Annotated in this window: 23 protein-coding genes; 13 read left to right on the forward strand and 10 right to left on the reverse strand. The window is 45.6% G+C overall.

Annotation, left to right across the window (positions count from 1 at the left end):
* Positions 1 to 772 (forward strand): IS66 family transposase (gene tnpC / locus QUA77_RS18210; protein WP_333451603.1); only part of this gene is annotated, 772 nt, incomplete at its 5' end.
* Between the two features lie 212 nt (positions 773 to 984).
* Here the strand turns inward: tnpC and QUA77_RS18215 are convergent.
* The 6 genes from QUA77_RS18215 to QUA77_RS18235 all read right to left on the reverse strand — a co-directional run bounded on the left by QUA77_RS18215 (position 985) and on the right by QUA77_RS18235 (position 8,223).
* Complete coding sequence (locus QUA77_RS18215) at positions 985 to 1,551, reverse strand: hypothetical protein (protein WP_333034726.1); 567 nt, start codon at positions 1,549 to 1,551, stop codon at positions 985 to 987.
* A 263-nt stretch (positions 1,552 to 1,814) separates the two neighbouring features.
* On the reverse strand, positions 1,815 to 3,380 hold the full coding sequence (locus QUA77_RS18220) for a hypothetical protein (protein WP_333451605.1): 1,566 nt from the start codon (positions 3,378 to 3,380) through the stop codon (positions 1,815 to 1,817).
* Positions 3,381 to 3,754: 374 nt separating this feature from the next.
* Positions 3,755 to 4,042: a transposase family protein gene (locus tag QUA77_RS29370; protein WP_445302087.1), complete on the reverse strand. Its 288-nt coding sequence runs from the start codon at positions 4,040 to 4,042 to the stop codon at positions 3,755 to 3,757.
* Between the two features lie 600 nt (positions 4,043 to 4,642).
* Positions 4,643 to 6,019, reverse strand: coding sequence for an oligosaccharide flippase family protein (locus QUA77_RS18225; protein ID WP_333034722.1), 1,377 nt, complete (start codon positions 6,017 to 6,019; stop codon positions 4,643 to 4,645).
* 182 nt (positions 6,020 to 6,201) lie between these two features.
* Positions 6,202 to 6,990, reverse strand: coding sequence for a TIGR03943 family putative permease subunit (locus QUA77_RS18230; protein ID WP_333034719.1), 789 nt, complete (start codon positions 6,988 to 6,990; stop codon positions 6,202 to 6,204).
* A 153-nt stretch (positions 6,991 to 7,143) separates the two neighbouring features.
* Positions 7,144 to 8,223: a permease gene (locus tag QUA77_RS18235; protein WP_333451608.1), complete on the reverse strand. Its 1,080-nt coding sequence runs from the start codon at positions 8,221 to 8,223 to the stop codon at positions 7,144 to 7,146.
* Between the two features lie 371 nt (positions 8,224 to 8,594).
* Between QUA77_RS18235 and QUA77_RS18240 the strand changes: the two genes are divergently transcribed.
* Together QUA77_RS18240 and QUA77_RS18245 are read left to right on the forward strand one after the other, a co-directional pair.
* A complete protein-coding gene (locus tag QUA77_RS18240) occupies positions 8,595 to 8,732 on the forward strand; it encodes a hypothetical protein (RefSeq protein WP_333451609.1) in 138 nt (45 codons plus the stop codon).
* A gap of 477 nt (positions 8,733 to 9,209) precedes the next feature.
* Positions 9,210 to 10,649: a HAMP domain-containing sensor histidine kinase gene (locus tag QUA77_RS18245; protein WP_333451611.1), complete on the forward strand. Its 1,440-nt coding sequence runs from the start codon at positions 9,210 to 9,212 to the stop codon at positions 10,647 to 10,649.
* A 216-nt stretch (positions 10,650 to 10,865) separates the two neighbouring features.
* On the opposite strand, the gene dnaN is transcribed toward QUA77_RS18245, so the two are convergent.
* Positions 10,866 to 12,005: a DNA polymerase III subunit beta gene (dnaN, locus tag QUA77_RS18250; RefSeq protein ID WP_333034715.1), complete on the reverse strand. Its 1,140-nt coding sequence runs from the start codon at positions 12,003 to 12,005 to the stop codon at positions 10,866 to 10,868.
* A 361-nt stretch (positions 12,006 to 12,366) separates the two neighbouring features.
* Here dnaN and QUA77_RS18255 point away from each other — a divergent pair, with 361 nt between their 5' ends.
* From QUA77_RS18255 to QUA77_RS18270, 4 genes are all read left to right on the forward strand, one after another.
* A complete protein-coding gene (locus tag QUA77_RS18255; RefSeq protein WP_333451613.1) occupies positions 12,367 to 12,522 on the forward strand; it encodes a hypothetical protein in 156 nt (51 codons plus the stop codon).
* Between the two features lie 395 nt (positions 12,523 to 12,917).
* Positions 12,918 to 13,586: a MotA/TolQ/ExbB proton channel family protein gene (locus QUA77_RS18260; protein ID WP_333451615.1), complete on the forward strand. Its 669-nt coding sequence runs from the start codon at positions 12,918 to 12,920 to the stop codon at positions 13,584 to 13,586.
* Complete coding sequence (locus QUA77_RS18265; protein ID WP_333451616.1) at positions 13,564 to 13,971, forward strand: biopolymer transporter ExbD; 408 nt, start codon at positions 13,564 to 13,566, stop codon at positions 13,969 to 13,971. The genes QUA77_RS18260 and QUA77_RS18265 overlap by 23 nt, the downstream gene beginning before the upstream one ends.
* 77 nt (positions 13,972 to 14,048) lie before the next feature.
* On the forward strand, positions 14,049 to 14,336 hold the full coding sequence (locus QUA77_RS18270) for a hypothetical protein (RefSeq protein WP_333034708.1): 288 nt from the start codon (positions 14,049 to 14,051) through the stop codon (positions 14,334 to 14,336).
* A 65-nt stretch (positions 14,337 to 14,401) separates the two neighbouring features.
* On the opposite strand, the gene dnaA is transcribed toward QUA77_RS18270, so the two are convergent.
* Positions 14,402 to 15,775, reverse strand: coding sequence for a chromosomal replication initiator protein DnaA (gene dnaA, locus QUA77_RS18275; RefSeq protein ID WP_333062794.1), 1,374 nt, complete (start codon positions 15,773 to 15,775; stop codon positions 14,402 to 14,404).
* 206 nt (positions 15,776 to 15,981) lie between these two features.
* Here dnaA and QUA77_RS18280 point away from each other — a divergent pair, with 206 nt between their 5' ends.
* The 5 genes from QUA77_RS18280 (at position 15,982) to QUA77_RS18300 (ending at position 20,697) form a co-directional block, all read left to right on the forward strand.
* Positions 15,982 to 17,229, forward strand: coding sequence for an HhoA/HhoB/HtrA family serine endopeptidase (locus QUA77_RS18280; protein WP_333034705.1), 1,248 nt, complete (start codon positions 15,982 to 15,984; stop codon positions 17,227 to 17,229).
* A gap of 75 nt (positions 17,230 to 17,304) precedes the next feature.
* On the forward strand, positions 17,305 to 17,838 hold the full coding sequence (gene def, locus QUA77_RS18285; RefSeq protein WP_333062798.1) for a peptide deformylase: 534 nt from the start codon (positions 17,305 to 17,307) through the stop codon (positions 17,836 to 17,838).
* Between the two features lie 54 nt (positions 17,839 to 17,892).
* On the forward strand, positions 17,893 to 18,465 hold the full coding sequence (locus tag QUA77_RS18290) for a TerD family protein (protein WP_333034702.1): 573 nt from the start codon (positions 17,893 to 17,895) through the stop codon (positions 18,463 to 18,465).
* A 96-nt stretch (positions 18,466 to 18,561) separates the two neighbouring features.
* Positions 18,562 to 20,016, forward strand: coding sequence for a TerD family protein (locus tag QUA77_RS18295; RefSeq protein ID WP_333034701.1), 1,455 nt, complete (start codon positions 18,562 to 18,564; stop codon positions 20,014 to 20,016).
* 81 nt (positions 20,017 to 20,097) lie between these two features.
* Positions 20,098 to 20,697, forward strand: a complete 600-nt coding sequence (locus tag QUA77_RS18300) for a TerD family protein (RefSeq protein ID WP_333034698.1) — start codon at positions 20,098 to 20,100, stop codon at positions 20,695 to 20,697.
* A gap of 112 nt (positions 20,698 to 20,809) precedes the next feature.
* On the opposite strand, the gene lysS is transcribed toward QUA77_RS18300, so the two are convergent.
* On the reverse strand, positions 20,810 to 22,363 hold the full coding sequence (gene lysS, locus QUA77_RS18305) for a lysine--tRNA ligase (protein ID WP_333034696.1): 1,554 nt from the start codon (positions 22,361 to 22,363) through the stop codon (positions 20,810 to 20,812).
* A gap of 309 nt (positions 22,364 to 22,672) precedes the next feature.
* Positions 22,673 to 22,810 carry a hypothetical protein gene (locus QUA77_RS18310; RefSeq protein WP_333110366.1) on the reverse strand — a complete coding sequence of 46 codons (138 nt, stop codon included), beginning with the start codon at positions 22,808 to 22,810 and terminating at the stop codon, positions 22,673 to 22,675.
* A gap of 34 nt (positions 22,811 to 22,844) precedes the next feature.
* Between QUA77_RS18310 and tkt the strand changes: the two genes are divergently transcribed.
* The gene (tkt, locus tag QUA77_RS18315) at positions 22,845 to 24,860 is read left to right on the forward strand and encodes a transketolase (protein ID WP_333034692.1); all 2,016 of its coding nucleotides are present in this window, start codon (positions 22,845 to 22,847) and stop codon (positions 24,858 to 24,860) included.
* The last annotated feature ends 99 nt before the right edge of the window (positions 24,861 to 24,959 follow it).

Consider the following 24,959-nt stretch of genomic DNA (forward strand, 5'->3'; position numbering starts at 1 on the left):
TGAAGCCTTATGGCAATGGGCACCATTACAAGCTAACGTCCATGTCGATGAAACTCCGTGGTGTGTCAAGGGAGTCAAAGAATGGTTGTGGACAGCTACGGGTCAAGATTTTTGCCTGTTTCATGCTGCGGATACTCGGAGTAGAGCCGAATTAGAGACGATGCTGGGGCATGAATTTGCTGGTGTGTTGAGTTCCGATGATTTTAGCGTATATAACGGTGTGATCGTGGGAGCGCAGCAGAAATGTTTAGCCCATTTACGGCGACATTTTAAGAAAGTTCTGCAAATCGGCCACGGTAACAATGCTGTCGTCGCAGAGGCATTTTTGGAATTAATTGATGAGGCATTTCGACAACATCAAAAATGGCGGGAACACCCCCAAGAGATTGATTATCAGACTTGGGCGAGGGACTTTAAGACCAAGCTGGAAAAATTGTTAAATACTTGGCAAGGTCATGTGGGTCATGCTGCCGGATTGTTATTGCGCTCGTTGCGTGATAAAGCGCAACAGTGGTGGTACTTTTTAGACCATCCGGAAATTCCCCCTGATAATAATTTGGCAGAACGTTCTTTGCGATTAGCCGTGACTAAACGTAAGGTATCTGGGGGTTCCCGGTCAATGTCTCGGTTTCAACAAACTGCTGATTTGTTATCTGTGATTCAGACTTGTCGGTTTCAGGGTAAAAGCGCAATGGCTTTTTTCCGTGATGCTATATCTGCCCATTCTTGTAACTTTTTTATGCCTTCTCTTATTCCTCAATCACAGACCTGAATCCTTACTTCGGATGTAACCGAATGTAACGAATGGAAGGCTTTAGTTATCTAGGAGAGAAGGAAGAAGCAATGTTCCGCAAGGGTTTGTGGAATTAAGAACATCCTAACCGTCAGCCGCAGTTCCTATACCAGTCAAAAGAAATGCAACTTTAGGCAACTTCCGAACCTAGATAGTCATAAGTTTTTTGCAATCTGCAATCTCCAATCGTCTTAGGGTTCCACCTCCGGCCAAAGGCGTTCTAGCTGATACCGCCAAGCCGCGAGAGTGTTTTCGCGAGACTCTCGCCCTAGTTCCATTTCACCCATCAATCCCTCTGCGTAGAAACGGTCTAAAGTCTGAAGGGTAGTTTCCACAGACTGTCCCTGCATCTTGGCAGCTTTGATGATTTGACGGATGCGGCTTTCTATTAAACCGCCGAAAAAGTCGGACAAACCTCGCTCTTGCAAAGCCAGCACTCGGGCGACGGCGGCCGAGAAATCTGCGGCCGCGAGTGTGGCACAACTGTGCTGAAATACTCCCCACAAAACGTTTTGATGTAAGGCGTAGCGAGTTTCAAGGGTGGTGTCAAAGTTAGCTTCTAGCAGTTTATCAAGAAATGGTTGAGCTTCCTGGGCATCGGCGATCGGCAGCAAAATCCGCAGCCAACTCCCGTCTTCAGAAAGGAGGACTAACAGGCGAAAATTGGGCGTTTCTACTTGCCAAGAAGTGGCAGCAGGCATCTCAACACTGTCACCAAATAAGTCTTTAAGGGTATTGCTAATTTCTTCGGGAGTCATGAGAATTTTAGATTTTAGGTTTGAGGTTTGAGATGTGAAATTGCAGGCTGCTGAGTTCGTTTCAAAAGTTTGTAATATTTACCAGTATGGCTTAGTATCAACTCAATTTCAAATCAAAAATCTCAAATTTCAAATTTCAAATCAATTTAGTAAAAGTAGGCTGTGCACCGCGCAGATTTCAACGCTTAGTGTTTATGGGCGCACCTTAACCTATTGATATTTACCAATATCGGTCAATCTAAAATCTAAAATCTAAAATAGATTTAGGGGAGCCACCGGGGGTGATAGCCGGCAAAGGGAAGTTCTTCTGGCTGTAGTTTTGCGGGAGAACCGTCTGCCGATATTTCTACTAAGGGTAGCAGCCAGAGGCGGCTGGTGGCGATCGACTGTCCACTATCGTTGCGGGGACTGTCTGCTACTGAGGGAGTTGCTGCTGTGACTGATTGGTCGAAAATTAATGCCAGCCCGTCGGGAGATAAACTGATTTGGGTATCTAATTGGTTGGGCAAAATCAGCAGCGGTTTGATGGTTCCTACCAAACGAGTACCCTCTTTTTTGAGGTCGATGGTGGCGATGAAAGGCTGTTCTTTGTAGCTTTCTGTTTTGAGGCGTTGGGCTAACAAACAGTAAAGACGCTGAACTTGGTTGTCTTGGTTTTTGCGGGGGTCGAAATAAACGGCCATAATGCTGCCGGGAATACGCAATATTTCTTGTTCTACACCTTGGTTATCTAAGATGAAAAGCGATCGAGTAAAGTCGCTGTTGTATTTAACATAGGCGGCGGCGGAGTTGTCGCGGGCCATACCCAATACTTGTTCGTATTTTGGCAAAAATTCTACTGGGTCTGCTTCCGGTTTGAGGGGGACGATCGCTAATCCTTGTTTTTGAGATATTACCATCGATTTGCTATCGGGGCGAATCATAAAATCTCCGCCTTGTTCATTTTCCAACGGTCGGGGCGGCACTTTTTCTTCCACAATCCAAGGACTGAAATCGCCGGGATTGCTGCGGTTGACGCGCTGGACAACTATGATTTTTCCGTCGGCTGAGAGGTCGAATTTGAGGTTTTGGTAATCTTTGGAGTCTAAGATTTTGTCGATTCTACCGGCTGGGTATTTTTGTTTAGTTCCTGAGCCCGATTGGGGGTTGAGGCCAGTGGTGACTGTGAATAGTTCTTGATTTAGAGTGCCGCGAGTACGGGCGATCGATCGATCTGTGGCGGAGAATAAAATGCGATCGCTGTCAGGATACGGTTTAAAATCGGTAACGACTAAATCTTTGGGAGTCAGCGGTATCGGTTTCGAGTCGCTGCTGGTGAGATTGACTAGCATTAATCTGCTTTCAGTTTCGCCTTGGACACCGATGTAAGCAAAAGCTCGATCGCGGCTGCTAAAGGAACTGCTAAACGGTTGCATTGGCGTTCCTTTTTTTTGATTGTTTTCTCCGAAATACTTGTCGGTTGCTCCGGCGAGTTTGACTGTGTAGGTAACGCCGTAGGGTGCTGGATCTTTGAGGGTGTAAGCCATGCGTCTTCCAGCCCAACTAAATTTACCGGGGAGGGGGGGTTCTAGCTTTAAGTTTTCCTCGACGGTGGACTGGTTCATCGGCCGAAAGAAGGTGAGGATAAAGCCGGTATCTTCAGCGCCGATTTGTTTGTTTTCCCAGGTAAATTCTCGCACTCTGGGTGCTGTGCGATCGCCGCTCAGCAGCAGCAGTCCGATTAAGACGCTCAGCACTAGCATGAGGAAGATGGCCGTGCGGTCGATCGGCTGTTTGAATGGCAGAATAGCGAAGGGTGAAGGATTAATTTTTTTGTTAAAAATACTCACAAATCTTTCTCTCCTATTTCTGCTGAAAATTAACTACCAAATTTTCCCTCTTAAATTTTACAGTCCTAGATGCACTCCAGGCCCCCAGAAACCCGTTTTTTTTTACCAGGCGAAAGGGCTGCAACGAAGTATACTGATTTTAGATTTTAAATTTTAGCTTGTACAGTGCATAATGGCTTAAAATTGCTCGATCGAGAGAGGTATTGACGACCGTCGATCGCACTACCATTGTGCCAGTTGCGTCCAGGACTGTTTTAGATTTTAGATTTTTCAATACTCCGGACAGTTTTTGGAACGAGACTACAAGCTTACGCGGGGCCAGGAGCATAAAGAAGTCGAATTAAATGTAAGTCACGGGTGGAGCTGACATTGATTTAATGATCCACAGGGGCTGCGAAGTCAACCGAACATAAGCCCTTGGGCCATATAAAAACTCTCCGGAATATTGGCGGTTCAATTCGAGAAAATACTCGACTAAACCTGTCATGAGATGGTATACTATTCGCTAATTTTAGAAAGCTTTTTAACCATTCATATTTGGCGTTACCATAGGCTTCTATTGTCACCCATCCGTCTGCACCGCTGATGATAGCTAGAATCCTACTCGCGATAATATATTGGAGCAAATCTTCTTTACTTTTTTCTATTTTTAAGTCGTTCAAGGTGACAAAATTTTCTTAAAAACTGGCAGTTACAATATTCACGCTTAGGCAATGAATCTATTTGTTTTTGTTGCGAAGTTAAAGTTTTACTAAAACCTCTTGCCATTGCTAGCACCAATAAGCTACCACAAACTACATAGAAAATTAGTCCGATTTAACTGTAGCATATTTTGGGTTCCAGTTAAGATGCGTTTACCTTAATTGTGTACCTGAGTCTCTCTATTTCTGCTGTGGATTTTTCTGTATTTTTAGATTATTTAACTGATGTAATGTCTGCTACAGCCCAGCAAACTTTTTGGCGTTTTTTTTCCGGCTGTTCGTTTTCTTTGAATAAATTTATGATGCGACTTCTTTTATGGTAAAATATCATTTTAGTAGGCCTCGTGGCAACGCGAGATATTTCTCGCAATAGCCCTATTTGTAAAAAAATAAATAGCCCTACTTTGCTGATTATATTTTACGATAGCATAACATACAATCTCCTTTTTGTATCCGCTCACTAATTCGGGGCGGACTACCCACTCAAAAACGATTTTGCGTCATTTGAGGTGAATCGTTGAGCGATTTACCCCGGATTATTGAGCGGATACTCCTTTTTGTTTACTGAAACAGTTGATTAATTGGGATTAAATCCATCGGTGATATTTTATCTATCGGCAGCTCCAAACCAAAAGCCACTCTACCCCAAATTATAATGAGCAGCACCCCTACAAACAGCCCTGTTAATTGAATATCCTGCAAAAAACAAGTTAGTCCTTCTTTCCACAAACCGTAGCTAATTACTGCATAGGTAGGAAGGTCGCCGAGAGCTATAGCAATCACGGCACCTAAATTACCTTTTAAGTGGTATGCCAGCGGTATACTTATACATAGATTCACAAAAGTCAGCAGATTGCCCATAGCTTGGTACTGAGACTTTCCTACGGCTAGCAGACAAGAACCCATCATATTGTGCAGGGTGGTGTGCCAGATACCTAAAGCCAAGATTGGCATCATCCAAGATGCCGCCACATACTCTTTCGGATAAAGTATTAAAATTAACTGATCTCCGAAGCTCACAAAAATTGCTAAACCTACGGCTAATGGTATTAGAATTAGCTTGCGGTTCTTAAGTATCTTCGCACGCAACTCCTCCCGGGGTAACTCTGCCAGCATAGAAATCGAGGGAAAAATCACCCTGCTGCTAATGGCGATAATTATTTGGCGCGGCATATCGCCGAGAGTAAAAGCTATGCCATAAATACCCAACATTGTTAAAGTAAAGATTTTCCCAAGGATGAGTCTATCGGCTTGAGAACACAAGAAAAACAAAGCCGTAGACAAAAATATCCATTTGCCATAAGAAAATATTTCTTTAGCTGCTTCTTTATCCCAAGCAAAGCGGTTTGACTTGCCGGGAATCAAAAAATGGCTCCATACTACCTCTATTAAAGCTCCAGTAAAGCCGCCTGCAACGATCGCCCAGATGCTGGGATCGAACCAGGCCCAGACAATCATCACTGTTGTAGAAACAATCTGTTGACCCAACTCAAAAATTACTACTTCCTTCACTGCCATTTGGCGTTCTAGGCTGGCTGTGGCAGTGGATTTAAAGCCTCCTATTAAAGAATTTATACCTATTAGTGGAATCAACCACAGGAGACGGGGCTCTCCATAAAAACTCGCAACAGGCTGGGTAATTATAATCAAACAAATCCAAACGAAAAAGCTGCGAATGACTTGCATTGTCCACGCGGTGTTGAGAAATAGAGGATCTTCCCCGCGCTTATTCTGGATGATGCTTGGGCCTAGACCTATGTCTGAAAATAAGTTGATCCCTATGATGAAAACGTAGGCTAGACCTACCAGACCAAATAGTTCTGGCAAAAGCAGGCGCGTCAAAATTAAGTTGCTGCCAAATCGGATAATTTGACTGCTTCCATAGCTGACGATCGTCCAGGCTGCACCTTTGATAGCTAATTTTTTTCCTGATGACATATACTCAGAATTTATTTACTTAATGACGAGTGTAGTTGCTGAATTTGTTTTTGGCAACTCCTAGAGGATGGTGTTGCCACTTTTATAGCTGACTGTACAGTATCTTAATTTGTATACGGAGGAAGGGCCTGGAGTGTCCATCTTGCAATAAAAGTACAATTTAATCTCATACTTACTCCACATCAATAATCATACGGGTTTTTGGGCTGGGGAATTGGTTTGAGGGAGGATGCTTGAATGATTAATTTGCGCTTGCCTTGCAGTTCTTCTACGATCGTTTCTCCTTCTATTTCTAGCCAAATGTCTGGCGCAAAGGTGGCGCGACTTTGACCGATAGGTAATTTTACTGGTAACCCTATCGGATAGGCGTCTGCCGCGCAGCAAGTAATGATAAAACGCCCGATCCACATATATTGTTCTGCTATGTTGGGGGGGTGAATTACAAATCCTTGAACTTTGACTTTTTGACCTCTGTATGTATCCGGTTCGGGGTTGAAATTTAACAGCCGCACCCATTCGACGAGCGATCGCTGTTCGGGTTTTGTAGTATTGCGAAATTCTTGGGGTTGCAGTCTGGTGATGGGCAGGGATTCGGTGAGGCCTCGTTCTAATGCTGTCTGGCTGGTAAATGTGCGTGGCGTTGTTAGTAAACCTATTAATGCGACCCCCAACATTAAGGTGCTGCCGATACTGGGGGGAAACAAAGTAACGTGTTCAACTTCTGTGATTCTGAGAGAGTTATTTGCTGTTGATGTCCGCGATTGCTTTGTGGTGCGATCGAGTTTTAAGAGTTCCCAAGTTTTTAAACCGCCAATAACCAATAAGGCGATTCCTCCTGCTAGAGTCAAGCCAAAGTAATTGGGGTGAATGAGAATGCTTAATTGGCCGGTGATCCAATATTTGAGGAGCAATATTCCCCAGCCTAAGATAGCTAGGGCGTCCAGCAAGGGGCTAATTTTTTTTAAATTCATTTTTTAAGAGTGATTGGGAAGGAAGAAGGAATAGGGAAGATGGCAAAGAAAAAACACCTATCTGTATATTCGTGACTTCCGTGTCGGGGAGCAAGGTAATTGAAGAAAATCGCAAATCAAAAATGGTATTAGTTGTCAGTTTTAGCGAACTTATTAACCTAAATGCAAGTTAACAGCGAGGGTCATTAAAAAGGTTAACTGAGCTGCCAAGACAATTAAGTAAACTACGGCTCTACCTTTAAAAATTGACAGCATTAAACCGATACCTTTGAGGTCAATCATCGGGCCGAAAACGAGAAATGCTAACAGCGAACCGCTGGTAAATGTGGAGGCAAAAGATAGGGCAAAAAAGGCATCTACTGTAGAACAAATCGATACGACTGCCGCTAATAGCAGCATGGCTATAATCGAGGAAACGGGGCCTTGGCCGAGGTTGAGAATTAGTTCGCGGGGGGCGCCAACTTGAATGATGGCTGCGATCGCACTTCCGATTACCAACACTCCTCCCAATTCGCGCAACTCCTGTACCATAGTATCTAAAAGCAGGCGCAGACGCTCTTTAGAAACGCGGTGAAACATTGAGGAACGTTTCGATGTTTTTTCTGTTTTGCCTGCTTTTAATGGCTTCCAGTCGTCTTGTAGCAAAGATTCGATCGGCACCACCCCCCCCGGCTGACCGAGCATAAATGTTCCCGACTGCAACAGCAGCGGAGTGTTAGCTTGGACGAGTTCTTTTTCGGAAAACTCTGGTTTTGGCAGGGGAATCGCGCGGGCTACAGAGGGTTGCAGCAGAGGCCGCAAGTCTTTTTGGGCGCTGAACACCCAGCCGATAATTGTGGCTATAGACAGAGAAAATACCACCCGCAAAACTACAATTTCTGGCTGATCGCGAAATGCCGTCCAAGTAGCCCAAATTACCACGGGGTTGATGGTGGGGGCCGCAAGCAAAAAGCCGATCGCGGCTGGTGCGGGCACTCCCTGCATCAGTAACCTGCGGGCTACGGGCACGTTACCGCACTCGCACACGGGAAACAAAAAGCCGATCAAACTGCCCATCAAAGCCGCCAGCAGCGGGTTTCGCGGGATGCGCGATACGAGTTTGCGTTCGTCTACAAACCCCAGCAGCAAACCTGAAAATAAAACTCCGAGCAGCAGAAAAGGTATTGCTTCTACTAACAAGCTGAGAAAAAGGGTAAAAGCATTGTTTAACTGATTCGTTAGACCGGGTTGCATCGATCACCTACTGGTAGATTGCTATTTAGCTATACGTCTTTGGTTGAACTCCTTGTAGATCATACCAAAGCATAGCACTAAGTTAAGATCCAGTTAAATTTATTTTGCTTTTTTTTGCTAGAATTTGTAGAGCTTATAATTTAATAATCAATGCTGATGCTTTGAATGATTTGGACTGGTTAAACTTGTTTGAATTTGACTTAATTTTTATTGATATCCGCCTCGTACAGCCAATCAATAATTGACTAGGCAAACCGTCGCCGATTTGATGGATCTTTGGGTTAACAATGGTTGATTGTAGAACAACTGCTAAGGCAGATTTTGCAGATTGCCGGCGAGGCTAACTGTTTTATATAACGATCGCTAAAAAAATGGTTTGTAGCGATGACTTTAGTTTTCACTACAAACCTATAGGGGACGCACTGGCAGGTGTGTCGCTGGCTGAGCGTTACGGGGGGTTGCGAGTACCGGATCGGGGAGATGGGATGAAATCGCCTCAAATGCCTTAGCTTGCAAGGCGTCCCGCCATCGCCCTTAGCGAGCTAAAACTCAGGGACGAGATCGCTCCAATTTGGGCTTTTAACTTGTCTGCTGACGGGTGCATCGTGTTGGCGATCGGGCAATCCCGATTTTCTTCTATTATCAATCGATTATATTTCTCAGGCTAATAATTTATTAACAAAAGGTTAAGAGCATCACTTAAGGTTAATGAATAGTTAAATAGTTGAACCAAGCGCTAATACCGCTCAAGTCAGTATAAAATAAAGTCAGGTATAATTACCAGGGCGCATTTATCTCGGTGATACTAAATCTTGCCTAATACTTTAAGTGGTAAAATTTTCATTGCTACAGTCAGTTTTTTGTGTAATTTAAAATGCAGTGTGCCAGGGGGATGCCGGTCAAAACACTCAACAACTCACCTGTTGACCTTTGGTAGCTGAATGTCTGCTGGCAAATAGAACCCAAAAAAGCGTGCTGATAAATTTATGTTGAATACCTCCTGCGTAGAAAGACCCGTCCAACCCATCTCCGAGGCTGACCTAGGAGAACTTTGTTTAGACTCTACTCTCCAACAATTGTCGCTTTACGATTTTCAGGTAGAAGCTACGGATTGGGGAATCCGAATTTCTCAGATGTTAGAAGCTAATCCACTGTTACCAGGAGTCATTGTCACTCATCAAGGTGAATTTGCCGGTATGATTTCCCGGCGGAGATTTTTAGAATTTATCAGCCGTCCTTTTGGGCGAGAATTATTTTTAAAGCGACCTGTGAGGGCTTTGTACCGCTTTGCCGAAACTGAGAGTTTAATTTTTCCCAGCAATACTTTAATCGTGGATGCAGCCAGGAAGTCGCTGTTGCGATCGAAAGAACTGCTTTACGAACCGATTGTGGTTAAAGTTTCGCCTCAAACTTATAGTTTGCTAGACGTGCACGAACTGTTAGTAGCCCAATCCAACATTCATGAACTAGCAACAAAATTGCTGAGGCAGCAAACTCAATCTCAACTAATTCAAACCGAAAAACTAGCCAGTTTGGGGCAGATGGTAGCTGGAGTCGCCCACGAAATTAGAAATCCCGTCACCTGCATCAGCGGAAATCTAGGCTTTTTGTCCAACTATTTGACAGACATCATGGACTTGCTGTCTGCTTACGAACACATTGTCGGTGAAAACGAAAAAATTGACCAACTCAAAAAACACATAGAATTTGATTTTTTGCAAGAAGATTGGGTGGAAATTCTCAAAAGTATGAAAGTTTCATCACAGAGGCTGACCGAACTCGTCACCAGCCTGCACACCTTTTCTCACATGGACGAAACCCACTTGAAACAAGCTAACATCCATGAATGTATTGACAGTACGCTGCTAATTATGAAAAATCGTCTGAAGTACGGGTTTAAAGTAGTTAAAAACTATGGAGATTTGCCTTTGGTCAAGTGTTACTCTGGTCAGTTGAGCCAGGTATTTATGAATATCATCAGCAATGCGATCGACGCTTTGGAAGAGGTAAAAGCAGAAAAAGATTTTATGCCTGCGATTACTATTGAAACTGAGGTAATAGATAGTTCTGACGGAGACTGCGTTAATTCGGAATTAATTCAAAATTATGTTAGGGGCGATCGACAAAATTCAAAACAGCTATCCTGCGCCACCCACAACGCCGGTTTCAGCCCAGAAGCAGGCGAAAAAAATCAAAATAACGCTTGGATAGCCATCAGAATAGCCGATAACGGGCCCGGAATTCCGCCAGAAATTCAGCGGCGGATTTTTGAGACGTTTTTTACTACTAAACCCGCAGGCAAAGGTACCGGTTTGGGATTGGCAATTACCCATCAAATTGTTACGGAAAAGCATAAAGGCAAGTTGAATTTGCATTCTACGCCCGGTACAGGTACTGAATTTGAAATTTTGTTGCCATTGATTTGAAGCAATAAGTCATATCAAAGCTATTAGCATCGGAATTATTCCTATCTCTCTTCTCTTTATCTGCGTGAATCAGGTCAATCCCTTGTCATCTGCGGTCTGAGAAATTATATTTTTTTAACCGCAGATGAGGGCAGATCAACACCGATTAACGCAGATGAATTAGATCAATTCCGGTTGCAGCATCGGTGACTGTTGACTAATGACTACTGACTCTTTTTAAGCTCTTAGCTGAACTGGCATCACCAAGAATGTAGCATTGACTCCACCCAAAGGCTGGAAAATTACGGGGGCTAAAGCACCGTTTAATTGCAGTTGAATTTCTGGGGATTGAGCCGTTTTTAAAATATCAATCAGATATTTCACGTTGAAAGCAATATCTATGCTATCTCCCGAAATCTGTGCGGGCATTGACTCTTTGCCGCATCCGACATCTTTAGCATCCACAGACAAAGTAATTTCCTGATTCTCCTCGTCGATGCTGCATTTGAGAATATTGTTTTTTTGGTCTGCAAACACTGCAATTCTTTCTACTGCTGCTAAGAACGATCGCCTTTCTAAGGTAATTTGCCGCTCAAATGAGGGCGGAATCAACTGCCGATATGCGGGATATTGCCCTTCCAAGGTGCGGGTTGTCAGCCGCTGGTCTGCCCACTCAAACACTACTTGACCGTGTTCAAAATGCAGGGTGACAGGTTCAGTCCACTGCCGCATCACCAGCATTCTTTCTACTTCCCGTAATGCTTTAGCGGGGACTGTCACCTCAAATTCTTCTTGGGTTTCTTCGCCTTCAGCTTTTTCATTTGCAGTTTGAACTACTGCCAATCTGTGGCCGTCTGTAGCTGCAAATTCCAGGCAATCTTGCAATACCTTTAAATGCACGCCTGCAAGTACCTGTTTTGCCTCGTCGGGGCTAGTAGCAAATAAAGTTCCTTTGAGTCCTTCTATCAAGGCTTCCGGTGGCAATTTGAGGATTGTTCCGCCTTCGATGGCGGGCAATTCTGGGAATTCTTCCGGGCCCATGCCTCTAACTTGGTAGCTGCCAGAACTGCAAGTGAGATATGCTACGGTGTCCCCCGCTTCGTCTTCTAAAGTAATCTCTCCATCTGGGAGTCTCGAAACAATATCGTTGAGTAATTTAGCGGGTATGGTAAAACTGCCGCCGCCTGTTACTTCTGCTGCGAAGCTGGTACGAATGCCCAAACTGAGATCGAAAGCTGTCAAGCTAACCCGCTGATTTTCCTCATCCGCTACTAAGAGCACGTTGGCGAGTACCGGATGTGTCGGGCGGGAGGGAACGGCCCGACTTACCAACGAGAGGTTGGCGTTGAGGTCACTTTGGGTGCAAACCAATTTCATGGTAGGAAGGTTAATTAACCGGATTTGAAACAGAAACAAATCGTATCACAGAAAGCCGGCGGGTCAGTTTTTCTGTGTGTAGGGCTTAAGCATGGGGCTAGAAACCGGGTTTCTAGGCAAAATTTTGTCTGTAAAAACGAGAAATCTTCGTATAAACCGGGTTTCTGAAGTCAGCGCGCGTCGCAAATTATCTGTGTTGGGTGTGCAGGGATCGCTATAATTTTTTAATTTATTGAATTATTTTTGTGTCGATCGCCCTGTGGAAACTGTGGAAAAAAAGTTAATTGTTTGCTGGGCGTGACTTGTAGCTAAGAATTATATCGATTCCGGTTGCGCCGGAATCATTGTTGACTGTTGACTGTTGACTGTACAGCGAGATCCTACGCTGCACGCTACAGTGCTTAAGAGCGTACCGCTTCGTTACAGCAAGGGCGCAGATCCTATGAGCGATCGCCCAGCCCATGTGCGGGCAGGTTCCAGTCTCACTTGGTTTGGCGATCGGCTGTTGACAGGGTGACAATGCCTCTGGAACCTTGATGATAAAAGCATTAAAGCCCCTGAAACTCAAAAAAGATAGCGGATTATTGACAGGCTTATTGACTCATAATATCGTCCGAGAGATGCTTGAACCTGATTCTCTACGATCGCCACTCTCTTTTCTTGAGTTACGCCAGCGAAGAGCCTTTCGCCTGATCACTCAACTCAAAACCTTTACCCAGCCTAGCTTTCAACCTGCTTGTCACCCCGTCTAGATCGGCTGGCGTTGATTCAAGATGATGCCTATTTCCTCGTATTGCCTTGGAAGACTCAAATTCATCTGCCTTTGGTATTGGATTTTTTATTGAGATAAATTATCATCAGTGCTGTCGAGCAAAATTGCTGGTACTGCCAGCGGTCAATTAGGAGAAGTGGATGAATTTTTCAGCAATACGTGAACAATTTTTGGCAGGCGGTCTTGTCATGTGGCCGCTGCTGCTTTGTTCAATTCTATCGGTAACGCTGGCGAGCGAACGCGCCATATTCTGGATCAGAATTTACAGACGACAAAAGCAAGTTGCTCATGATGTTTTGCGGCTCTATCAACTCAATAACATGGTAAGTGTGATCGATAAGCTCAAGCAGAATGTTGACTTACCGATCGCCCGCATTTTCCTCAGCACGTTGCAGCTTGAAGAGGCGACACCTGAAGAATTTATTCTAGCGCTAGAAACCGAGGGAAAAATCGAAATTCCGCTACTGAAGCGGTTCAATCATATTTTTGACACGATCGTTGCGCTAGCACCATTGCTCGGTCTTCAAGGCACAGTATTTGGGCTAATGACCACATTTGCCTCGATTAATATTGGCAACCTTGCAGCGACAAATAAATCGGGTTTGACCGCAGGCATTAGCGAAGACTTGATTGCCACTTCTGCCGGATTACTAGTGGGCATTATCACTCTGACATTTTCCAGCATTTACCGGGGCTTATATCAGCGCGAAGTTGGCCGAATTGAAGAATATGCAGGGCAGCTAGAACTGCTCTATCGTCGTCATTATCGAACTGCACAAAAAGAATATGAACTTACCCAAAGACCCTGAAATTCCTCCACAAATTAATATTGTGCCGCTGATTGATGTGGTGTTCTCGCTGCTCACATTTTTCATTCTCTCTAGCTTGTTCTTAAGCAGCCCTGAAGGACTGCCTGTGAATTTGCCCAAAGCGACTGCGAGCCAGCCGACACAGGTAACGAACCGAGTCACCATCACGATTGATTCAAAAGGACAAGTCAGTCTCGATCGTCAGCCCACAACCGTAGAGGCTTTGCCCGCACAACTGAGCGCCTTAGCTGCTACTCGTCAAGACCTGATTGCCGTGATCAACTCTGACGAAAGCGTTGATTTTGGCTTGGCTGTAGCCGTTATGGATCGGGTGCGACAGGTTAAAGGAGTTAAACTAGCCATTGCGACTCGCAGACCCCAATGATATCGATTCCGGTTGCACTCCTTATCATTGTTGACTCTTGACTGTTGACTGTAGAAGGAGGGTCAAAAAAATGAAAATTGCGCGAATTATTTGTTGGCCTCGGGATTCGACTTTACGCCCGACTTTTGAAGCAAGGATTTGATATCATTCCGGCGCAGCCGGAATTGATATTACCTGTGGAAAACTGGTGGGAAAGCTGGTGCGGTCGATCGCCCGCCCATTTTTGTGGAAAAACTATTTCGGGCTATCGAGTAAAGTTTTCCACAAACGGAGGGGGACTTTTCCACAGGTTTTTCCACAGGCAAGATTGTCTATTATGGGGCATTGGGAATTGGGAATGGGAATTGTTGACTGTTGGCTGTTGACTGGTAACTGTTGACGGTGTTGGGTGATGACAACTGACAACTGTCAACAGACAACTGACTTCAAATTAAGTTTTACGGCTGACAACATTAATCCGATCGCTCAACTGACGCAAAGTTTGAGCCAAATTCGGGTCAGTGTTCCGCAACTGAGCAATTTTGTCGCAACTGTAAAGCACAGTCGTGTGATCTTTGCCGCCGAACACTTCGCCCACCTTTGGCAAACTCAAACCAGTATGCTGCCTAATTAAATACATCCCTACTTGACGGGCAAGACTAATTTCTCGCCTGCGAGAAATGCCTTTCAAATCTTCCACAGAAACATCAAACTCTTCAGCCACAACTGCAATTACTGCATCTGGCGTCGCCTCTAAGCTTTCAGTTTGCTGGTTCAAAACCGGGGTGATATTCTCCACGGTCATCGGCAAACCGGTAATTGAAAGATATGCTACCGCCCGAATCAAAGCACCTTCCAATTCCCTAACGTTGGAAGTGTAACTAGAAGCAATGTATTCAATGACATCTCGCGGCAGACGCATATTTTCATACTCGGCTTTTTTTTGCAAAATTGCCATCCTAGTTTCCAAGTCGGGCAATTGAATGTCGGCAATTAATCCCATGGAAAATCTGGAACACAAACGCTCTTGCAGGCGAGGGATTTGCTGCGGCGGGCGATCGGAAGCTAAAACTACTTGATTTCCGGCTTCGTGCAAAGTATTAAAAGTGTGGAAAAATTCTTCTTGAGTGTATTCTTTGCCTTCAATAAATTGGATGTCATCTATTAATAAAACATCGGCTGCTCGATAATGATCGCGGAAAGTTTGCATACTGTCTTTCCTAATTGCCGCGATTAAATCGTTAGTAAATTTCTCAGTAGAAACGTAAAAGATCTTGGCGTTGGGGTCAATTTCCAAGCGATAATGACCGATCGCCTGCATCAAATGAGTTTTGCCCAAACCGACGCCTCCGCACAAAAATAGGGGATTGAATTCTCGGCCCGGCGACTCGGCTACCGCGAGGGAGGCCGCGTGAGCCATGCGGTTGTTGGAACCGACGACAAAGCGGGAAAATAGGTATTTCGGGTTTAAATTGGCGGGTTTGGGGGGGTGAAGCGAGTGGCTTTCGGGGACATCGGCGGCGATGGGGGAAGGCCAAATCATGGCTGAGTCACTGCTGCCACCTGTTTCGTTGCCCCCAGCAATTGTCAAGTAAATGTCTACGGGATAGCCGAGAATTTCGTACACTGCATCGGCAAGGATTTCTCTGTAATATTTTTGCAACCAATTGCGAGCAAAGGGGTTGGGGGCGCTGACGATCAAACAGTTATTTTCGAGTTGTTCGGCGCGGGCAGTTTTGATCCACGTCTCAAAGCTAGGTCTGCTCAGTTGTACCTGGAGACGTTCAAGTATCTGATTCCACAGACTTTCGAGGGGAATGTCCACTGCTCACCTCTGCCGATCGGCATTCAAGATATTAATTCTACTCTAGAGAGTTTAGTCCTCAGATGTTAAAGTTTAAGGGAGTCTGCCGTAGCTTGCGGGGCGGGACGCCATCGCCCAAAAATTTGGCGGCTCTGCAGCCCAAACCAGGTATCGGGGAGCTGTTCAGCAAATATTTAGATTTGGCAGGAAAGCCTTAAAACATGGCCATGAAGAGTTCTACTGGCAAATTTTGGAAGCAACCGGCAATTTACATATTGCTGCTGGTAACGGGAGCCGGGGCCGCCATGTTGGGCGATCGTCTGACGGTTTCTCAATTTCGTGGAAATTCTGGCGATTCGGGACAAAGGGCGCTGGAACCGAAATTGCAACTGCCTCCTAATACAAAGGAAAAGGATCGAGTTAGCAAAGTCTTGCCGCCGGTTTCCTTGTCAGGCGACGCGGCTAATGTGAATTTTATTGTGGCTGCGGTGGCAAAAGTTGGCCCGGCAGTGGTTCGGATCGATGCTTCGCGCCGGGTGAAACCGGGAAATAGAGGGCTGTCGCCGGAAGATTTTTTTGGCAGAGAACCGAATTCGGGGGGCCGGGGCGGGATCGAACGGGGTACTGGTTCGGGTTTTGTCATCGGTGCCGACGGCCTGATTCTCACTAACGCTCACGTTGTAGAGGGAGCCGATACGGTAAATGTAACTCTCAAGGACGGCCGCAGCTTTCAGGGGCAGGTGTTGGGGGCTGATAAGGTGACGGATGTGGCTGTGGTGAAGATTGAGGCGAATAATGTGCCTGTAGTGGCGATCGGCAATTCGGATAAGCTGTTGCCTGGGGAATGGGCGATCGCCATTGGCAATCCTTTGGGTTTGGACAATTCCGTAACTGCGGGAATTATTAGCGCTACGGGGCGATCGAGCTCAGATGTGGGCGTACCCGACAAGCGGATCGGTTTTATTCAAACAGACGCTGCAATTAATCCGGGGAATTCCGGCGGCCCGCTGCTGAATGCTTCGGGCCAAGTTATTGGCATGAATACGGCGATTATTCAAGGTGCTCAAGGATTGGGGTTTGCGATTCCCATTCAGGCGGCGCAACAGGTGGCGAAGGAACTGATTTCGACGGGGAAAGTCGAACACGCTTATTTGGGAATTGAAATGGCGACGCTGAATCCAGAGGTTAAGGAGCAAATTAACAGCAACGCTAACAGCAGCCTGCGAGTTGCAGTCGATCGGGGTGTGGCTATTGTTAGCGTTGTTCCTAATTCTCCCGCAGCAGCAGCCGGTTTGCGGGCTGGAGATGTGATTCAAAAAATTAATAATCAGCCGATTATTCAGTCGGAAGCTGTTCAGGAGTTCGTGCAAAATGCTAAGGTGGGCGGGCTGTTGCAAATGGAAATTAACCGTAACGGGCAAATAGTTAATTTGACTGTTAAACCGGGGAGTTTGCCGGTTCAAAAAGTTGGATAATCTGTTGACGGTTGACAGTTGACAGTTGACAGTTGATGGTTATTACCAATTACCAATTACCAATGACTAATTAATATGGCAGAAATCTTGCAAATTTCTCAATTAGGAAATCCCGTACTGCGCCGCCAGTCGCAAGTTGTCGAGAATATTAAGGACGATCGCATCCAACAGTTGATTGACAGCTTAATATTTACCGTACAGCAGGCAAACGGAGTGGGGATTGCCGCCCCTCAAGCGGCTCAGTCCGATCGCCTGTTCATCGTCGCATCGCGCCCCAACCTGCGCTATCCCCAAGCACCCAACATGGAGCCCACAGCGATGATTAATCCCCGGATTGTGGCTGCATCAACAGAGACAGTCAAAGACTGGGAAGGCTGTTTGAGCATTCCGGGGATTCGGGGATTGGTGCCCAGAAGTAGGGCGATCGAGATAGAATACACCAGTAGAGACGGCAAACTCCACCGACAAGAATTGACAGACTTTGTGGCCCGAATTTTTCAACACGAACACGACCATTTAGATGGAATCGTGTTTTTAGACAGAGTGGAAAATACCCACGAACTAATCACAGAGGACGAGTACCAAAAGCAAATTGTCAACTTACTATAACACTTGATATAATTGCTAGTAGTAACGCCAGTGATGTTGTGAATAGGAGGGCGAATGTCTATCAATTTGGAAAAAGGCGGGAGAATCAATCTCTCTAAAGAAGCACCGGGGCTAAAAAATGCCGGGATTGGTTTGGGATGGGATATCAATGCTACAGATACCGGAGCAGCATTTGACTTAGATGCTTCCGTGTTTATGTTGGGGGCTACTGGCAAAATTCCCGGCGAAAAATACTTTGTTTTCTACAACAACAAGGAGTCGCCGGACACTTCTGTAATACATCTGGGAGATAGCCGAACCGGAGAAGGATTTGGCGATGATGAAACCGTTACAGTCGATTTAACCAAAGTCGATCCGGCAGTGCAAGAAATTGTGTTTGTGGTGACTATCCACGAAGCAGAATCGAGAAGGCAAAACTTTGGTCAAGTGCGGAATGCTTTTATTAGGATTTACGACACTACTACTAACACAGAGGTAACTAAGTACGATTTGGACGAGGATTTTTCTAGGGAGACAGCGGTAGAGTTTGGCAGGCTTTACAAGAAAGACGGTGAGTGGAGGTTCCAAGCTGTAGGACAAGGCTACAATTCCGGCTTGCAAAGCTTTGTAGACAAGTATGCCGGATAAAAGGGCGATCGCTACTAGCTAAATAAATCGAGGGAAAATTCGGAAGTAGGAATGTTTCCCTCGATTTTAAGCCAGACTCATGAGGTGATAAACCAGATGGGAATTCAATTAAAGAAAGGCGAAAGATTTAATCTTTCTAAAACATCTCCAAGTTTAACAAAAGTTGCGATCGCGCTGGGTTGGGAAATAGCAACTGAACTAAATTTCTCGGACTCAAACCAGCAAAGCTGCGATATCGATGCCTCGGTTTTTGCATTAGGTTCTGATGGCAAAATTCCCGATGAAAGATACTTTGTATTTTACAATAACTCGCAGTCGCCGGACGGAGCGATCGCCCATTCGGGAGATAATCAAACTGGTCAAACTCAAGGCGATGACGAGACAATTTATGTAGACTTAGAAAAGGTAACGGCTGCTGTTGAGGAAATGGTTTTTGTGGTCACGATTCACGACGGACACGCTAAACATCAAAATTTCAGCCAAATCAGTAATGCTTTTATCCGATTGTACGATCGCGAAACCGACAGCGAACTAGCCCGGTATGATTTAACAGAAGGTTTTTCTGAAGAAACAGCAGTCGAGTTCGGACGGTTGTATAAAAAAGATGCAGCTTGGAGATTTCAGGCCGTAGGACAAGGATATAAAGCAGGGTTGCAGAGTTTTGTTGACAAGTATCATTCAGAGATTCAACAGCAAGAAAAGCCAGCACAACGTACAGTAGAACTGCCTAAATTACCAGTTATTGAAGATAGCCACAAAAGTCAGAAAGCTATAGCATTAGACAAAAAGCTTGAGGAGAAAGCGCCGCACATTTTCAATCTCGCGAAGAAAGCAGATATCTCGCTCAAGAAAGCAAATTTAACAAATCACAATGCTCAAGTAGCGCTTTGCCTCGATATTTCTGGTTCCATGTCTTCGCTGTACAGTTCAGGAAAAATTCAGCGTTTGGCAGAGAAGATTTTGGCTTTGGGATGTCGGTTTGATGACAACGGATCGATCGACATATTTCTGTTTGGGGTCAACCCCCACAATCCCGGTGAAATGTCGATCGACAATTTCTCAAATTTCATCCACCATATACTGCAACAGTATCCTTTAGAACCAGGTACTTACTACGGTAAAGTGATGAAGGAAATTAGAAACTTCTATTTTCCTGACGCTCGCGGTAGCAGGCGCTACGCAGCTATTAAAGCAGATCGACCTGTCTACGTCATGTTTGTAACGGATGGAGAAACTGCGGACGAGTCGGAAAGCAAGCAGCAGCTACAATGGTCGTCCCACGAACCGATATTTTGGCAGTTTATGGCGATCGGCAAGTCGCAGAAAGATGTCAAAAGTAAGGGAGTTCGAGGGTGGTTAGCAAGAGCCGTAGCGAGCGATTTTAGCTTTTTAGAGCAGCTTGACCAAATGGGCCATGGCTACCTAGACAACGCCGATTTCTTCAGTTTAGAAGACCCGGAACATATTGCCGATGAGGAATTATACGATTTGTTGACAGCAGAATATCCACATTGGGTAAAATCAGCACGAATCAAAAATCTCTTACCCTAGAAACAGCTTTTGCCGGCCAACAAAATGCTAGCTTAGGGCAATCATTCAACTTCAAAATAAACCTTACAGAATCACAAAACTATGGCTATCAACTTGACAAAAGGACAATCGATCGTTCTCAGCAAAAGCGAATACGACTTGTCCAGACTAACAATGGCTTTGGGCTGGGATGTAGCGAAATCTAAACAAGGTCTTTTCGGCCGCAGCAGCGGTGCAAATTTTGACTTAGATTCCTACGCTCTGCTGCTGGGAGAAAATGGCAAAATAAAGAACTACAAAGAGGATGTAATTTATTACTCTCATTTGGAGTCAAAGGACAAAACAGTTGTTCACTCAGGCGACAATCTCACGGGGGCTGGAGACGGAGACGACGAACAAATATTGGTGAAATTGAACTCTTTGCCAGCCGAATATCACAAAATTATTTTGGGCGTAAATATTTACGATGGAAAAGAGAGAAAACAGCATTTCGGCCTGGTAGAAAATGCTTTTGTGAGAGCTGTAGATGCCGCCGGGAAAGAAATCGCTCGCTATCGCTTGTCTAATGACCCATCTTATGAAGGAAAATTAAATATGTTGATGGGAGAAGTTTATCGAGAAGGCGGCGAGTGGAAGTTTAAGGCTTTGGGAAATCCTTTGGCTGAAGATATGAACGGTGTTGTCGGTTCGTTTATGCGATGATATAAAAAATGTTTTTTTAACCGCAGATAAACGCAGATAAACGCCGATGTAATTTCATCGGCGTTTATCTGTGTTAATCCGCCGAAATCTGCGGTTAAAAAAGCTACTCCAATCAATCTTTGACCGGCCGCATTGTCGGGAACATCACCGCATCGCGGATGCTTTGAGTATTAGTTAAAAGCATCACCAATCTGTCTACGCCGATGCCCATTCCGGCACAGTTAGGCATCCCCAAAGATAGCGCTTGAATAAAATCTTCATCCATTGGATGCGCTTCATCATCGCCCGCATTTTTCTGTGCTAACTGTTCCTCAAACCGCTTTCTTTGCTCTTTCGGATCGTTCAATTCTGAGAAGCCGTTCGAGTATTCTGTACCGTTGATAAATAGCTCGAAACGTTCTACAAATCCCGGCTTGCTGCGATGTCCTTTTGCTAAGGGACTGACTTCGACAGGATAGTCGATGATGAAGGTAGGTTGAATTAGTTTGGGAACAACTAATTTGTCAAAAACTGCATACAGCACGTAGCCTAAACTCTGTTGTTCTAACTTAGACAGGTGCAGTTCGAGTTTGCTTGCAGATTCGATCGCACTTTCCAAGTCCAAACTGTCAAAATCCAGCCCAAACTCGTCTCTGACAGCTTCTACCATCGTTTTCACTTGCCAGTGTTTGCCGCTGAAACCCGGATATTTTTCGCTGTAGTCGAACTTGCGTTCTAAACTAATCGTTTCCCCCTGATTTTCAATTTCCTTGACATCCCCAAATACCGCCGTCGCTGCGAAACATATCACGTCTTCGACAACTGTTAAAATGTCGAAAACATCGGCATAAGCTTGGTAAACCTCTAAAGAGGTAAACTCTGGATTGTGGGTGCTGTCAATTCCCTCATTTCTAAATGCTTTCCCTAGTTCAAATACTCGCTCGAAACCGCCGCAAATTGCTCTTTTTAAGAATAATTCGGGAGCCACTCGCAAATATAAATCCACTTCCAAAGCATTATGGTGAGTGATGAAGGGCTTAGCAGCAGCACCGCCATAAATAGCTTGCAGTGTTGGTGTTTCTATTTCGTAAAAATTGGCTTGCCACAGATAGGAACGGATGCTTTGAACGATGCGGCTGCGAAGCATAAAACGGTTGAGCGCATCTTGGTTGCTTGCCAAATCCATTTCGCGGTGACGGCGGCAAACTTCGGGGTCGTTAATTCCATAATAAGAATCGGGAAATTGAATGGTAGCTTTTGATAAAAGCTTTAATTCCCTCACTAAAATAGAAAGTTCTCCCCTGGGGGTGCGGCAGCCGATACCTTCGACGCCGACAAAATCGCCGACATCGAGCAATTTTTTAATTTGTTCAAAGCTCAAACCGACTTCGCCGGTGACGATTGCTTTCTCGATTTTGAGTTGAATTTTGTCTGTGGCGTCTTTTAAATCGATGAAACCAATTTTGCCGCTGTCTCGCTTGGAAGTGATGCGGCCGGCTAATCGCAGGGGAATTTCTTCGGGGTCACTTTCTCCGTTTGCGAGTTCTTTTCCCGGCTGACTAAATATTTCGCGAACTTGTTGGGCTGTGTGCGATCGCGCGTAGGATTCACTGGGATAAGGTTCTATGCCTTGCGATCGCAGTTCGTCTACTTTTTGACTGCGGACTTCGGCTTCACTGAGAGTCATTAGTTATTGCCTGATTAAAATTACAAATATCTGACATCTTGCACTATTCTGGCGATCGTGCGATCGGGCGTTGCTTTGAGCAACGCCCCACAAGAAAATTCACTCTTTGTGGAACAGGCATCTTGCCTGTTCGTGACAAAGCTGCAAGATGTCAGAAACACCAAACTCTATCATAACAGGGGGGTTTTGAGAGCCAATTTGCCAAATAATAAGTTACACCCTCTCGTAGCCCGATCGCACAGAGTCGCACTCGCCCCAGAAATATCTCCGATAAGAATTTACGATTGACTGCACAAAGCGACCGAAACATTAAAAAATTAAGTTGTCTGTCGATCGCAACAGGTGAGATGATATGTAGTGCAGCCTCACGGCAGTTCCACAGAAACTGAACAGCAGAAACGCGAGCGATCGAACTCGGCTCATCGCACCTCTGTCAGAATCGACCACACACACTCTCTCTTAACGTATAAAAACCAGAATTATGGCTGTTGCAACCCAATCACTCGAAGAACTCTGCATCAACTCTATCCGCTTTTTGGCCATCGATGCGGTAGAAAAAGCAAAATCAGGACACCCGGGACTGCCGATGGGCGCTGCCCCTATGGCTTTTGTGCTGTGGGATCGGTTCATGCGGTTCAACCCCAAAAACCCCAAGTGGTTTAATCGCGATCGCTTCGTCCTCTCCGCCGGCCACGGCTGTATGCTACAGTACGCCCTCATGTACTTGACCGGCTACGATAGCGTCACCCTCGACGACATCAAGCAATTTCGTCAGTGGGAATCCAAAACCCCCGGACACCCCGAAAACTTCGTCACCGAAGGCGTAGAAGTTACCACCGGCCCCCTGGGACAAGGAATTGCTAATGCCGTCGGTTTAGCAATGGCAGAAGCTCACCTCGCTGCTAAGTTTAACAAGCCCGACCACAAAATTGTTGACCACTACACCTATGTCATCATGGGTGACGGCTGCCACATGGAAGGCGTTTCTGGCGAAGCTTGTTCTTTGGCCGGACACCTCGGACTCGGCAAATTAATTGCCTTGTACGATGACAATCACATTTCTATTGAAGGCGACACAAGCTTGGCCTTTACTGAAGATGTCGGCAAGCGTTTTGAAGCTTACAATTGGCACGTTATTACAGTAGACAATACCGCTCTAGACGAAGATACTAACCTAGAAGCAGTTCACAAAGCTATTGAAGAAGCCAAAAAAGTCACGGACAAACCGTCCATGATTAAAGTCCGTACCATCATTGGTTACGGTTCTCCCAACAAGCGCAATTCTTACAGTGCTCACGGCGCTGCTTTGGGTAGCGATGAAGTGCAAGCAACTCGCGATTTCTTGAAGTGGGAACACGCACCGTTTGAGATTCCTGATGATGCTTTGTCACACTTCCGCAAAGCAGTCGAACGTGGCGCTCAATCTGAGCAAGAATGGCAGAAAGCTTTTGATGCTTATAAAGCAGCATATCCTGCAGAAGCAGCAGAATATGAGCGCACAGTTGCCGGTAAACTTCCTGAAGGTTGGGATAAAGTTTTGCCGACATACAAGGCAGAAGATAAGGCCGATTCGACTCGGAATCATTCTGGAAAATGTTTGAATGCTTTGGCAAGTGTGTTACCTGAACTGATCGGCGGTTCCGCTGACTTGGCATCTTCTAACATGACTTTGCTCAAGGGTGAAAAAGACTTCCAAAAAGGTCAGTACGAAGGACGTAACCTGCGCTTTGGTGTGCGGGAACACGGCATGGGTGCGATCGCCAACGGTATGCTTCTGCACGGCGGTTTAATTCCTTACTGCGCTACTTTCTTGGTATTTGCTGACTATATGCGGGGAGCAATTCGCCTCTCTGCACTCTCGGAAGCTGGAGTTATTTATGTAATGACTCACGACTCCGTAGCCTTGGGCGAAGACGGCCCCACTCACCAACCCGTGGAAACCATCGCTTCTCTGCGAGTAATTCCCGATTTGTTGGTAATGCGCCCTGCGGATGGTAATGAAACATCCGGCGCTTACAAAGTGGCAGTTGAAAGCCGCACCCGCCCAACTTTAATGGCTTTGTCGCGCCAAAACTTGCCTAACTTGGCTGGAAGCTCGATCGAAGGAACAGCCAAAGGCGCTTACATTTTGTCCGACGACGGCGGCACTCCTGACATCATTTTAATCGGCACCGGTGGCGAAACCTACCTCTGCGTTGATGCGGCTGAAAAATTGCGCGCCGCAGGTAATAAAGTGCGCGTAGTTTCGATGCCTTGCTGGGAATTGTTTGACTTACAAGATGCCGCTTACCGTGAATCTGTACTGCCGAAAGCTGTTACTAAGCGGTTGGCAGTTGAAGCAGGTTCTAGCTTCGGCTGGGGACGTTATTTGGGTTCTGAAGGCGATAGCCTCAGTATTGACAGATTCGGCGCTTCTGCACCGGGCCCCGTTGCTTTAGAAAAGTTTGGCTACACCGTTGATAATGTGGTAGCTAAGGCTCAGGCGCTGTTGGGTTAATAGCAGCAGCATAAATTTTGGTGGGGCGGGCTTCGAGCTCGCCCCATTTTTTATAGCCGAAGGAAGTTCGGCAACGGATTAGCTTTCTTCGGATGTAAC

The sequence above is a fragment of the Microcoleus sp. K5-D4 genome, assembly GCF_036704575.1.
Classification (GTDB): Bacteria; Cyanobacteriota; Cyanobacteriia; order Cyanobacteriales; family Microcoleaceae; genus Microcoleus.